Consider the following 12709-nt stretch of genomic DNA (forward strand, 5'->3'; position numbering starts at 1 on the left):
CAAAAACGGTGTTGACAGGACTTCTTGCCGCATATCAGCGTTCGCTCAACATGTAGGAGCAACCCGCGAAAAGACAAGGGCTCCGCGCGTATTCCGGCAGAGCACCTCCTGTCCCGTTTCGGTTCGGGAATTCCTTACGCCCAGTCCATCACGACCTTGCCGGAATTGCCGGAGCGCATCGCCTCGAAACCCTCGCGGAAGTCGTCGATGCGGATACGATGGGTGATGATCGGCGAAAGGTCGAGACCGCCCTGGACGAAGGCGATCATCTTGTACCAAGTCTCGAACATCTCGCGGCCATAGATGCCCTTGAGGTTCAGCATCTTGAAGATCACCTTGTTCCAGTCGATCTCGAAGCCCGCCGGCGCAATGCCCAGAATGGCGATCTTGCCGCCATTGTTCATCTTGTCGATCATGTCGCGGAAGGCCGGTGCGGCCCCCGACATCTCGAGGCCAACATCGAAGCCTTCCGTCATGCCGATCGCGCGCATCACATCGGCGAGGTTTTCCTTGGAGGCGTCCACGACATAGTCGATCCCGACCTTGCGCGCGAGGTCGAGGCGAACCGGATTGATGTCGGTAATCACCACTTTGCGGGCGCCGCACCGCTTGGCAACCATCGCACCCATGATGCCGATCGGACCGGCGCCGGTGACGAGCACGTCCTCGCCGACGAGGTCGAAGGAAAGCGCCGTATGCACGGCATTGCCGAAGGGATCGAAGATCGCCGCGATCTCGTCCGGCACGTCGTCAGGGATCGAGACGACATTATATTCCGGCAGTGAGACGAATTCGGCGAAGGAGCCCGGACGGTTGACGCCGACGCCGAGCGTGTTGCGACAGAGGTGCCCCCGGCCGGCGCGGCAGTTGCGGCACTTGCCGCAGACGATATGGCCCTCGCCGGAGACGCGCTCGCCGACATGGTACTTGGTGACGGCCGAGCCGACTTCCGCGATCTCGCCCATGAATTCATGGCCGACGACCATCGGCACCGGAATGGTCTTCTGCGCCCATTGGTCCCAGTTCCAGATATGGACGTCTGTTCCGCAGATCGCCGACTTCTTGACGCGGATCAGCACGTCGTTCGGACCGATCTCCGGCACCGGCACTCGCTCCATCCAGAGCCCGACCTCCGGCTTCGTCTTGACCAGCGCCTTCATCATGTTGGTCATTGCAGGATCCTCACTCCTCCGATCATCTGCCCTTCAAATCACACCGAGCTCGCGGCCCACTTCCTCGAACACCGCAATCGCCCGCCGGACGTCCTCCTCACTGTGCGCCGCCGACATTTGCGTGCGGATGCGCGCCTGCCCCTTCGGCACCACCGGGAAGGAGAAGCCGATGACATAGACGCCCTTTTCCAGCATGCGTGCGGCCATCTCCTGCGCCAGCGCCGCGTCGCCAAGCATCACCGGGATGATCGGATGCCCCTCGCCGGCAAGCGTGAAGCCGAGCTTCGCCATCTCGGCCCTGAAGAGCGCCGCATTGGCAGAGAGCCGCTGGCGCAGCGCGTCTCCGTTCTCGATCAGGTCGAAGACCTTGAGCGAGGCGGCGGCGATCACCGGAGCGAGCGTATTTGAGAAGAGATAGGGCCTGGAGCGCTGGCGCAGCCAGTCGACGACCTCGGCTCTGGCCGAGGTGTAGCCGCCGGAGGCACCGCCGAGCGCCTTGCCGAGCGTGCCGGTGATGATGTCGACCCTGCCCTCGACGCCGCAATGTTCGGCGGAGCCGCGGCCATGCCTGCCGACGAAACCCACGGCGTGGCTGTCGTCGACCATCACCATCGCGTCGTATCTCTCCGCCAGATCGCAAACGCCCTCAAGATTGGCGATGATGCCGTCCATCGAGAAGACGCCGTCGGTGGCGATCAGCTTGAAGCGGCTGCCCGCGGCCTTCTTCAACTCCTCCTCCAGCGCCGCCATGTCGTTGTTCGCATAACGGAATCGTTTCGCCTTTGAGAGCCGGACGCCATCGATGATCGAGGCGTGGTTCAGCGCGTCGGAAATGATGGCGTCCTCCTCCCCGAGCAGCGTCTCGAACAGGCCGCCATTGGCATCGAAGCAGGAGGAATAGAGGATCGTGTCTTCCATGCCGAGGAAGGCGGAGATGCGCGCCTCGAGTTGCTTGTGCTCCTCCTGCGTGCCGCAGATGAAGCGCACCGAGGCCATGCCGTAGCCATAACGATCGAGTGCCTTCTTCGCCGCCTCGGCGAGTTCCTCATTGTCGGCAAGCCCGAGATAGTTGTTGGCACAGAAGTTCAACACCCGGGCACCCGCGGCGATTTCGATCTCGCCCGACTGTTTCGAGGTGATGACGCGCTCGGACTTGTAGAGCCCCGCCTGCTTCAGGCCAGCGAGTTCCGAACTGAGGTGGGAGAGGAAGGCAGAGGTCATGATGGGCCGCTTTCAAAAAAAGGCGTTTGTCTAGACAAATAGCACGCCGGCTCACAACGTGCAGCCAAATCTCGCTGCATTGTCGAGGCGAACTGCGCGGGATTCAAGCACCTTCCACGCCGCCGACGCGGCGGAGGCCTGGAGCGGGCGCCGTCTGGCGCCAGCCTCTAGGCTCTGGTCCCTCGATTCCAGGTCATTCACGGCACCGGCGCACCGTGAATGACTCCACGGTCACAGCACACCCACTCGGTCACCCCGCATCCTCAAACGCATCGATCACCGCAAGAAAGGCCTCGCCGTATCTCTCCCGTTTGCTCTCGCCGATGCCGGGGACGTCGAGAAGGTCGTCGAAACTGCGCGGGCGCCGCTTGGCGAGGGCGATCAAAGTCGTGTCGGGGAACACCACATAGGGCGGCACGTCGAGCTCCCGGGCGATCGACAAGCGCTCCGAACGAAGCCTTTCGAAGAGTTCGAGGTCGGAGCCCGCAAGCTCCGAACGTTCGCGCGCGGCGGATGATTTCTGTTCGCGCGCCGCCTTGCCCGACGTCGGCCGGTCCTTGCGGAAGAGCAACTGCCGCTCCCGGCGGAAGACGGCACGCGCCTCCGGCTCGAGCTTCAGGGCCCCGAAGGCAGCATGATCCACGGTGAGCAGTCCGGCGGCAAGCAATTGCCGGAAAACCGACTGCCAGGTGCGCGCCGGCAGATCCTTGCCGGCGCCGAAGACTGGCATGTCCACATGACCGAAGCGCTCGGTCTTCTCGTTCACCGTGCCGATCAGCACATCGACCACATGGCCGGCGCCGAAACGCTCACCGGTACGGTAAACGGCGGCGAGCGCCTTGATCGCCGCCTCCGTCCCATCCCAGGTCTCGACCGGCTTCAGGCAGGTGTCGCAATGGCCGCAGCCGCCCGGATGGACTTCGCCGAAATGCGCAAGAATGGCCTGCCGGCGGCAGCCGGCGGTCTCGCAGATCGCCAGCAGCGCATTGAGCTTCGACCGCTCGATGCGCTTGATCTCCTCGGGCGAACCGCCCTCATCGATCATCCGCCGGCGCTGGATGACGTCGGCCATGCCATAGGCCATCCAGACCTCGGAGGGCAGCCCGTCACGCCCGGCCCTGCCCGTCTCCTGATAATAGGCTTCGACGGAACCCGGCAGGTCGAGATGCGCGACATAGCGCACATCCGGCTTGTCGATCCCCATGCCGAAGGCGACGGTGGCGACGAGGCAGAGGTTCTCCTCCTTGAGGAAGGCGTCCTGATGGGCATCGCGCAAAGCCCGGTCCATCCCGGCGTGGTAGGGCAGCGCGCGGATGCCTTGCACGTTCAGCCATTCGGCCGTGTCGTCGACCTTGGCGCGCGACAGGCAATAGACGATGCCGCTTGCATCCTTGAAGCGAGACAGGAAGCGCAGGAGCTGTTGGCGCGGCTGGTCGCGTTCGACGATTTCGTAGGCGATGTTCGGGCGGTCGAAGCTGGAGGTGAAGACCCGCGCACTCCCGAGCGCCAGGCGCTCGATGATGTCGTCGCGCGTGTGCCGGTCGGCAGTGGCGGTGAGCGCGATGCGCGGCACGCCTGGAAAGCGTTCCGAGAGGCAATGGAGACCACGATATTCCGGCCGGAAATCATGTCCCCATTGCGAGACGCAATGGGCCTCGTCGATCGCGAAGAGGGCGATGTCGGTGTCGGCGACCATCTCCGCGAAGCCTTCGGTGACGGCGCGCTCCGGCGTGACGTAGAGCAGGTCGAGCGCACACGATGCCAGCGCGCGGCGGACCGCGATCGCCTCGTCGCGCGAAAGTGAGGAGTTGAGCGCCGCTGCGCGGACGCCGAGTTGCTTCAGTGCCTCCACCTGATCGCGCATCAACGCGATCAGCGGCGAGACGACGATGCCGACGCCGTGGCGGCAAAGCGCCGGAATCTGGAAACACAGCGACTTGCCGGCACCCGTCGGAAACAGCACCACGGCATCGCCGCCCGCCGCCACATGCTCGACGACGGCCTGCTGCTGGCCGCGAAAGGCGGAATAGCCGTAGACGCGTTTAAGGACCTCGAGGGGATCGGCGGCGCCCGCCGTTTCGAACAGGTGGGCGGTGGTGTTGCGGCTTTCAGGCATGGAATCGCATTCCTCGGCTGCAGCAGGCTGGAATCTGGCGCTGAACCACGCATGGGCAGCCGATGAGCAATCCACGAGCCCCCATCACCGCGCCGCCGGCCCTTTGACGCGACCGGACAGCACCCCGAAGCCTTCGATGATCGCTTCCAGCTTGTCCATTCGGTGGAGCTCGAGCTGCACCTCCTCCATGGCACGCACCAGACGCTGACCCTGCTCTACGTCCTCGGTCGCCGCGGCTTCCGCGATTTCACGCTCCAACTCCCGCTTCTGCCAGAGCAATGCCTTCGTCCGCCGGTGAAGGGTGAGCGCCTGGAGGTAGCCCTCGCGCGCGTCCTCCGGAGCCGCGACGGCCGTCGCTGTCCAGAGCCGCGCATAGCGCACCTGCTGATCGAGTTGGCCGATCAGAACGCCGAAGCCCTCCGCCTCCAACTGCTCGATAAGGCCCTCCCGCGTCAGCCGCGGTCCGCTTGCTGCCGCGGCGTTCAGCACCGCAGCCCAGCAGCGCTGCAGGTCGCGGTGGTCGAACTCGATGGTCGAGATCTCGTCATATTCGTCGAACAGCAATTGCGGGTGATTGACGATGGTGATGGCCAGCACGCTTTCGCGCAGAAGCGGCGCGGCCTGCTGGCCGCTGACGAGCGACGTGCGTGCCAGCCGGTCGGAGATCGAGGTCGGGCCGGCAGCATTGCGAGCGCCTGCAAAGCCTCTTTGTCCGCCGCGCTCTCGCCCGCCCCGCTCGAAGGGCCGCCGATCACCCCGAAAGGGAGTGCCGGCTTGCAGGAAGGCGTTCAGCCGGTCGCGCATGTCCTGGCCGTAATGGCGGCGCACGCTTTCGTCAGCAATGACGGCGGTCACCTGCCTCAGTCGAGCTTCGAGCTCGGCGCGCTTTTCCGGCGTATCGAAGCTGCCGCCCTGCACCTCGCGCAGCCACACCATATCGGCGAGCGAGCGGGCATTGGCGAGCACCTTGTCGAAGGGGTCGCGTCCTTCATAGCGCACGAGATCGTCCGGATCCTTGCCATCCGGCAGCATGGCGAAACGCACCGAACGCCCGGGTTTCAAGTGCGGCAGCGCCAGGTCGACGGCGCGGTTGGCGGCGCGGATACCGGCGCCGTCGCCGTCGAAGCAGAGCACCGGTTGCGACGTCATCTTCCAGAGCAGATCCAGCTGGTTTTCGGTGAGCGCCGTGCCGAGCGGGGCAACGGCGTTTTCGATGCCGGCCTGATGCAGCGCGATCACGTCCATATAGCCCTCGACGGCGATGATCGTGCCGGCGCCGTCCGCACCCTGCGCCGCCCGGCGGGCGCGGGCGAAATTGAAGAGGACATTGCCCTTGTGGAAGAGCTCGGTCTCGTTCGAATTCAGGTACTTCGCCGGCGCATCCGGCGACATCGCACGGCCGCCAAAGGCGATCACCCTTTCGCGCGCCGAGAGGATCGGGAACATGATGCGATCGCGGAAGCGATCATAGGAAACCGGAATGTCCGGACCATGCACGACGAGCCCGCAGGCCTCTATCTGCTCCTTGCCGACGTCCTTGCCTGCGAGAAATTCCTTGAGCGCATTGCGGCTGTCGGGCGCATAGCCGAGCCGGAACATGTCGATCGTCCGACCTGTCAGTCCCCTCTCGCGCAGATAGGCGCGGGCCCTGGCACCACTCGCGGTCTGAAGCTGGTCTTCGAAGAACTGGGTCGCCAATTCCATCACGTCGAGCAGGCTCGTGCGCTCCTTGTCGCGCCGTTCGGCCTCCGGATCCGGCTGCGGCATGGGCACGCCCGCCATGTCGGCGATCTGCTGCACCGCTTCGGGAAAGCTCAACCCTTCGAGATCAGTCAAGAAGCGGAAATGATCACCGGAGACGCCGCAACCGAAACAGTGATAGCGGCCCTTGCGGTCCTCGCAATGGAAGCTCGGCGTCTTTTCGCCATGAAACGGGCAGCAGGCCCAATAGTCACCGCGCGAGACATTGGTCTTGCGGCGATCCCAGGTCACGCGCTTGCCGATCACGTCCGATATCGGGACGCGGTCGCGGATCTCGTCGAGAAAGGACGGTGAAAAGCGCATGGATTTCCTCTGGCCGACTCCCCCTATAAGCGGGAAGCCGACGGGATGCCACAGTGCGGATCCACCTTGCCCGCAATTCACAGGGGCATGAAAGAAGGGAGACGAGCTCGAGTCCAGCCCTGCCGGGGTCGTTTTCTCACTGCGAAATCGACGGCCCGCCGCGAACGGGCGGGCCCGCCTCTACTTCAACAGGTCCTTGACGACGCCGGAAGCCTTGGCGAAGTCCATCTGGCCGGGATAGCGCTCCTTCAGCGCGTTCATGCACTTGCCCATGTCGCGGAGCCCGTGCGAACCGGTCTCCTTCACGACCTTGGCGCAAAGCTCCTTCACCTTTTCCTCGGGCAACTGCTCGGGCAGGAACTCGCCGATGATCGCGATTTCCTGCCGCTCTTGCTCGGCCAGTTCCGGCCGGCCGCCTTCATCGTAGACGCGGGCCGATTCCTCGCGCTGTTTGATCATCTTCGCGAGGATCTGCATGATCTCCTCGTCGCCGACCGGATCCTTGCCCTGGCCGCGATTGGCGATGTCGCGATCCTTGATCGCCGCCTGGATCAGCCGGACGGTCGACGTTCGCCTTGCGTCCTTGGCCTTCAGCGCCTCTTTCAGTGCGTTGGCGAAGTGCTCGCGCATATTCTTCTCCATGCCGAAACCGGCCCCTGCATCTCAATTCGGAACCGGCTCGATTGCGTCATTGTTATCGTCGTCTTTAACCACTGCGGCAGGTGCAATCAAACGGAATACGCAACCCTTTGAATTATAAGGATCTTTATTTTCCCGACAATTCACAGGCGGCTGGTTGACCCCGTTCAAGCCTTTGGCTATTTTCCGGCACCTGCACGACATCGGCATGACACATTCTTCGCGGGGGTTCCCGCGCGTCCATGCCTGAGCATATGAGATGGCGATATATCGGCCGGCTTTCAAGCCGCTCCGCCGGCCGCCGCAACGGGATAGGAACGATGACCGCGACACCCGCATGGACAATCCAGAAACCCACTGCCTTGCTCGTTCTGGCCGACGGCACGGTGATCGAAGGCAAGGGCATCGGCGCGACCGGCAAGGTCCAGGCGGAAGTCTGCTTCAATACCGCCCTGACGGGCTATCAGGAAATTCTGACGGACCCCTCCTATCTCGGCCAGATCGTCACCTTCACCTTCCCGCATATCGGCAATATCGGCGCCAATGACGAGGACATCGAGGACCTGACGCCCGCCGCCCGCCACGGCGCCGTCGGCGTGATCTTCAAGGCCGACATCACCGATCCCTCCAACTATCGCGCCGTCAAACATCTCGATGCCTGGCTGAAGGCGCGCGGCATCATTGGTCTTTCCGGCATCGACACGCGGGCACTGACGGCCTGGATCCGCGAGAACGGCATGCCGAACGCTGTCATCGCCCATGATCCGAACGGCGTCTTCGACGTCGAGACGCTGAAGGCCGAGGCGAAGGCCTGGAGCGGCCTCGAGGGCCTCGACCTCGCCAGGGTCGCAACCTCCGGCCAGTCCTACCGCTGGAGCGAGACGCCCTGGGTCTGGAACGAGGGCTATTCCACGCTCGGCGAGACGGATGCCGCCTACCATGTCGTCGCGCTCGATTACGGCGTCAAGCGCAACATTCTGCGCCTCTTCGCCGGCCTGAACTGCCGGGTCACCGTCGTCCCGGCGCAAACGAGCGCCGAAGAGGTTCTGGCGCTCAAGCCCGACGGCATCTTCCTCTCGAACGGCCCGGGCGACCCGGCGGCGACCGGCGAATATGCCGTGCCGGTGATCCGGGACCTGCTGAAGTCCGACATACCGGTCTTCGGCATCTGCCTCGGCCATCAGATGCTGGCGCTGGCGCTCGGCGCCAAAACGGAGAAGATGCATCAGGGCCATCACGGCGCCAACCACCCGGTCAAGGATCATACCACCGGCAAGGTCGAGATCGTGTCGATGAACCACGGCTTCGCGGTCGATTCGAAGTCGTTGCCGCAGGGCGTTGAAGAGACTCACATTTCGCTCTTCGACGGCACCAATTGCGGGCTGCGCCTCGCCGGCAGGCCCGTCTTCTCCGTCCAGCACCATCCGGAGGCCTCCCCCGGCCCGCAGGACAGCCACTATCTGTTCCGCCGCTTTATGAACCTGATCCGCGAAAAGAAGGGCGAGCCGGCGCTGGCCGAGCGCTGAGAGCAGTCGCGCCTGTCTGGCGTGCCAGAGGGGGCATTGCCGCCAAACCTTAAACTTTCCCGAGGCAAAAAGACTGCAGTTTCAACCCATTACCATACCAACCTGAATCGGCATGCCGCAAAAAAGCCCGCCACAACAGGCGGGCTTCTCTTCAATTGCGGTAAAAACCCGCCCTTATTTGCAGGCCGCGCAGAAGCGCTGGATGCGGCGGCATGCCTCTTCGAGCTGCGTCTCGGAGGTCGCGTAGGAAATGCGGAAATTCGGGCCGAGGCCGAAGGCCGATCCGTGCACCACCGCGACGCCTTCGGCTTCGAGAAGCTCGGAGACGAAATCCTCGTCGGTTTCGATGACCTTGCCCGAAGGGGCGGTCTTGCCGATCAGTCCGGCGCAGGACGGATAAACGTAGAAGGCGCCTTCCGGCGTCGGGCAGGAAATGCCCTTGGCCTGGTTCAGCATCGAGACGACGAGATCGCGACGACCCTGGAAGATTTCCTTGTTGCGCGAGATGAAATCCTGCGGGCCGTTCAGCGCCTCGACGGCCGCCCATTGGGCGATCGAGGTCGCGCCGGAAGTCTGCTGGCCCTGGATCATGTCCATCGCCTTGATGAGCTCAAGCGGACCCGCGGCATAGCCGATACGCCAGCCGGTCATCGCATAGGCCTTCGAAACGCCGTTCATCGTCAGCGTGCGGTCGTAAAGGCCGGGCTCCACTTCGACCGGGGTAGCGAATTTGAAGTCGCCATAGGTCAGGTGCTCGTACATGTCGTCGGTCAGCACCCAGACGTGCGGATGCTTCATCAACACTTCCGTCAGTGCCTTCAACTCGTCATGGGAATAGGCCGCGCCGGAGGGGTTCGACGGCGAGTTGAAGACGAACCATTTCGTCTTCGGCGTAATGACCTTTTCAAGGTCCTCGGCCTTGAGCTTGAAATTGTTCTCTTGCTTGGTCGAGACGAAAACCGGCGTGCCGCCGCACAACGCCACCATCTCAGGATAGGAGACCCAATAGGGTGCCGGGATCACGACTTCATCGCCCGGATTGAGCGTCGCCATGAAGGCATTGAAAAGAATCTGCTTTCCGCCGGTGCCGACGATCGTCTGCGCCGCAGTGTAGTCGAGGCCGTTCTCGCGCTTGAACTTCTTGGCGATGGCTTCGCGCAGCTCCGGAATGCCGGAGACCGGCGTGTATTTCGTCTCGCCGCGGTTGATCGCGTCGATCGCAGCCTTCTTGATGTTATCGGGCGTGTCGAAATCCGGCTCCCCTGCCCCGAGGCCGATGACGTCGCGGCCTTTCGCTTTCAATTCGCGGGCTTTCTGCGAAACGGCGATGGTGGCGGAGGGCTTTACACGGGAAAGGGCATCGGCAAGGAAGGCCATGATGTGAGTCCTGATCGTTTCGAGGCGGGCGTGAAAACGCTAGGGAGCAGGATATCGGGCCCCATAGCGGTTAGGTCTATGTCGAAAGACGTCCTGTCTTGCAAGCGCCACCAAGGCAAAATCGGCGCAATGCCGTTTAAAATGCGTCACCATGACAATGATTCATCCGCTCGATCCGAGGTTTGCGCAGGGTCGGACCGCCCGGAAATTCGCGCGATCAGCATGTGGATGCTCATCATGCATTCCGATCACACGCGGGAAAATCCGCCAGCATTCGCGCTCCGATCTGCCCCGATTTCGCCACAACAACTGTCACGGAGCGCCGCAATTCCGTCCCGCAAGAGCCGAGATCCGAGCCGCATCATGAATGCTCCGAATGCATCGCATCGTGGGGCGTGCCATGTTTCTCGACGACGAAATTTCCGACCGGCATCCGCGGCCGAACGAGGCGCGCTGGGGCTTCTATCTGGCGATTGCCGCGCTCGCCGCCTGCGTCCTGATGATCCTCGGCCTGTTGGTGCCGGCCACGGCACAGGCGGCGGAAAGCACGTCACCGCCTGCGGTACATATGCGCGCGAACGACCCGCCGCAAAGTAAGATCGCAATTGGGGCAAGGCTGTCGGATCCCGGTCCGACAATGGCGGCGTCGATGGCGCAGCGCAGCGCCGAAGTGGACCCGGGGATGGGTCTGACGACCGCGGCCGACAGGCAGATCCTCGCCGGACTCATCCTGCTTGCGACCGCGCTTTTCGGCGGAACCGCATTCGGCTTCTGGCGCAGCCAGAAGGTGGAGGTGATATACGCGAAGGTCAGGCACCATGGCCGATGACGCGGACGCCCCGACCGACAAGCGCCCAAACGGCCAGCGCCCAACCAGCCAGCGCCCAACCAGCCAGCGCCAAGCCTTCCTCGCCCGGCTGTCGGCGGTCGAGACCATCGTCGCCGCCGCCATCGCCCTCATTGCCATCGCCGGCCTCATGCTCATTGGCAAGGGATTCTATATGAAGGCAACTGCAAGTTTCCTCCAATCGACCTCGATTTAAGGACCAGGACATGCGGCGCTGAAAATGCTGCAGTGATCTCTTGCCCCCTTCTCGGTAAAGCCCTTTTGATCAGATATGACTTGAAGCGTCGGGTGCGGCGCTCCAGCTTAGCCCCGTGCGCTGGTGCAAAAGCCGCGCAAAAGCCGTCGGGCGAGACAGCGCCCCTCCGCAGGAGCGCGACGGAAGGGAAAGCGGATGCGACAGCCGTGGTCGGGAAGAACCAAGCTCCACAGGATCCACGCGGCATGCGTTCCGCTTGCGGCCGTCCTCGCGGGCGGACTGCTCCTCATGCCAATAGAGCCGGCCAATGCCGCGGAGACTCGGCAATTTGCAACGCAGAAGGGGACGATCGTCGTCGAGACGCTCACGACCGGGCTTGAGCATCCCTGGGCGGTCGAGGCGCTGCCGGATGGGGCGCTCATCGTCACCGAGCGCCCGGGGCGGCTGCGCATTCTGCGAGACGGCAAACTCTCTGCGCCTATCAGCGATGTGCCCGAAGTAGCGGCACACGGTCAAGGCGGGCTGCTCGACGTCGCCCTCGATCCGCAATTCGCAACGAACCGTACGCTCTATCTCACGTTCGCAGCGCGCGGCGAGGGAGGCTATGGCACCGTGGTCGCGCGAGCCGTCCTATCGGAAGACGAGGAGCGTCTTACGAATGTCGAGGAAATCTTCCGGATGAACCGGTTCACACGGGCGGGCCAGCATTTCGGGTCGCGCATCGCCTTCGATCGGGACGGCAGTCTGTTCTTCGGCATCGGCGATCGCGGCGACGACGAGCGAGCCCAGGACCCGCGCGACCATGCCGGCTCGATCCTGCACATCAACACCGACGGCTCGATACCCGCCTCCAACCCTTATCGCGGCGACACCGGCGGACGGGCGGAGATCTGGTCCATAGGACACCGCAATCCGCAGGGCATCGCATTCGATCCCGTCGAAGGCACGCTTCTGACCGTCGAGCACGGCGCCCGCGGTGGCGACGAGGTCAACAATCCCCTCCCCGGCCGCAACTATGGTTGGCCGGTGATCACCTATGGCCGCGATTATTCCGGCGCCGAAATCGGCGAAGGATCCGCCAAGGAGGGCCTTGAGCAGCCGCTCTATTATTGGGACCCGTCGATTGCCCCCGGCGCAATCGCGGTCTATCGCGGCAAGATGTTTCCGGAATGGGACGGCGATCTCCTGGTCGCAGCCTTGAAATACCAGCTGCTCGCCCGGATGGACCGCGACGAAAGTGGAGCGATCATTGCCGAGGAACGGCTGTTCGATGGCGAGTTTGGCCGGCTCCGTGACGTGGTCGTTGCGCCCGACGGCGCGCTGCTGATGGTCACAGACGAGGATAACGGCGCTGTGCTCCGGGTCTCCAAAGCCCCGACACAGTAAACTTCCGCAAAGCTCCAGCGCACCAGCCCGACACCGGATTTTCGGGAAGCTACGAAGAGTACGGCGCTTCGCGGAACAACTTGCAAGCGGCGTGTCAGAATAGTCTGCCTCTTTCATCGCCCCTCATTGCGGCTTCGCAACCGGAAGCACACGAGCATGGTTCTT

At 63.5% G+C, this 12709-nt stretch carries 10 protein-coding genes; 4 read left to right on the plus strand and 6 right to left on the minus strand.

Features of this window, described 5'->3' with window-relative positions:
- Nucleotides 1-134: 134 nt before the first annotated feature.
- From tdh to AC4P1R_RS10685, 5 genes are all read right to left on the minus strand, one after another.
- Complete coding sequence (tdh, locus tag AC4P1R_RS10665) at nt 135-1172, minus strand: L-threonine 3-dehydrogenase (protein WP_069461429.1); 1038 nt, start codon at nt 1170-1172, stop codon at nt 135-137.
- Nucleotides 1173-1205: 33 nt separating this feature from the next.
- On the minus strand, nt 1206-2393 hold the full coding sequence (locus AC4P1R_RS10670; RefSeq protein WP_492176902.1) for a glycine C-acetyltransferase: 1188 nt from the start codon (nt 2391-2393) through the stop codon (nt 1206-1208).
- A 250-nt stretch (nt 2394-2643) separates the two neighbouring features.
- Nucleotides 2644-4509, minus strand: coding sequence for a DNA helicase RecQ (recQ, locus tag AC4P1R_RS10675; RefSeq protein ID WP_492176903.1), 1866 nt, complete (start codon nt 4507-4509; stop codon nt 2644-2646).
- A gap of 84 nt (nt 4510-4593) precedes the next feature.
- Complete coding sequence (dnaG, locus tag AC4P1R_RS10680; protein ID WP_492176904.1) at nt 4594-6573, minus strand: DNA primase; 1980 nt, start codon at nt 6571-6573, stop codon at nt 4594-4596.
- 180 nt (nt 6574-6753) lie between these two features.
- The gene (locus tag AC4P1R_RS10685; protein WP_069461601.1) at nt 6754-7203 is read right to left on the minus strand and encodes a GatB/YqeY domain-containing protein; all 450 of its coding nucleotides are present in this window, start codon (nt 7201-7203) and stop codon (nt 6754-6756) included.
- A 329-nt stretch (nt 7204-7532) separates the two neighbouring features.
- Here AC4P1R_RS10685 and carA point away from each other — a divergent pair, with 329 nt between their 5' ends.
- Nucleotides 7533-8738, plus strand: coding sequence for a glutamine-hydrolyzing carbamoyl-phosphate synthase small subunit (gene carA / locus AC4P1R_RS10690; RefSeq protein WP_069461425.1), 1206 nt, complete (start codon nt 7533-7535; stop codon nt 8736-8738).
- A 174-nt stretch (nt 8739-8912) separates the two neighbouring features.
- Here the strand turns inward: carA and AC4P1R_RS10695 are convergent, their stop codons facing one another.
- The gene (locus AC4P1R_RS10695) at nt 8913-10115 is read right to left on the minus strand and encodes a pyridoxal phosphate-dependent aminotransferase (protein ID WP_069461424.1); all 1203 of its coding nucleotides are present in this window, start codon (nt 10113-10115) and stop codon (nt 8913-8915) included.
- Between the two features lie 376 nt (nt 10116-10491).
- On the opposite strand from AC4P1R_RS10695, the gene AC4P1R_RS10700 reads away from it, so the two are divergent.
- The 3 genes from AC4P1R_RS10700 (at nt 10492) to AC4P1R_RS10710 (ending at nt 12544) form a co-directional block, all read left to right on the plus strand.
- Nucleotides 10492-10944 carry a hypothetical protein gene (locus AC4P1R_RS10700; RefSeq protein WP_151611521.1) on the plus strand — a complete coding sequence of 151 codons (453 nt, stop codon included), beginning with the start codon at nt 10492-10494 and terminating at the stop codon, nt 10942-10944.
- Nucleotides 10934-11158: a hypothetical protein gene (locus AC4P1R_RS10705; protein ID WP_069461422.1), complete on the plus strand. Its 225-nt coding sequence runs from the start codon at nt 10934-10936 to the stop codon at nt 11156-11158. The genes AC4P1R_RS10700 and AC4P1R_RS10705 overlap by 11 nt, the downstream gene beginning before the upstream one ends.
- A 288-nt stretch (nt 11159-11446) precedes the next feature.
- Nucleotides 11447-12544 (plus strand): PQQ-dependent sugar dehydrogenase, encoded by a 1098-nt coding sequence (locus AC4P1R_RS10710; protein ID WP_492176905.1) that lies wholly within the window; start codon nt 11447-11449, stop codon nt 12542-12544.
- The last annotated feature ends 165 nt before the right edge of the window (nt 12545-12709 follow it).

Source organism: Sinorhizobium sp. Y406 (assembly GCF_058732025.1).

Bases quoted from the DNA above. Each gene is read 5' to 3' on its own strand.
- AC4P1R_RS10670 (WP_492176902.1), bottom strand. From the start codon at position 2,393: ATGACCTCTGCCTTCCTCTCCCACCTCAGTTCGGAACTCGCTGGCCTG.
- tdh (WP_069461429.1), bottom strand. From the start codon at position 1,172: ATGACCAACATGATGAAGGCGCTGGTCAAGACGAAGCCGGAGGTCGGG.
- AC4P1R_RS10700 (WP_151611521.1), top strand. From the start codon at position 10,492: ATGCATCGCATCGTGGGGCGTGCCATGTTTCTCGACGACGAAATTTCC.
- AC4P1R_RS10685 (WP_069461601.1), bottom strand. From the start codon at position 7,203: ATGCGCGAGCACTTCGCCAACGCACTGAAAGAGGCGCTGAAGGCCAAG.
- AC4P1R_RS10710 (WP_492176905.1), top strand. From the start codon at position 11,447: ATGCCAATAGAGCCGGCCAATGCCGCGGAGACTCGGCAATTTGCAACG.
- AC4P1R_RS10695 (WP_069461424.1), bottom strand. From the start codon at position 10,115: ATGGCCTTCCTTGCCGATGCCCTTTCCCGTGTAAAGCCCTCCGCCACC.
- carA (WP_069461425.1), top strand. From the start codon at position 7,533: ATGACCGCGACACCCGCATGGACAATCCAGAAACCCACTGCCTTGCTC.
- AC4P1R_RS10705 (WP_069461422.1), top strand. From the start codon at position 10,934: ATGGCCGATGACGCGGACGCCCCGACCGACAAGCGCCCAAACGGCCAG.
- recQ (WP_492176903.1), bottom strand. From the start codon at position 4,509: ATGCCTGAAAGCCGCAACACCACCGCCCACCTGTTCGAAACGGCGGGC.
- dnaG (WP_492176904.1), bottom strand. From the start codon at position 6,573: ATGCGCTTTTCACCGTCCTTTCTCGACGAGATCCGCGACCGCGTCCCG.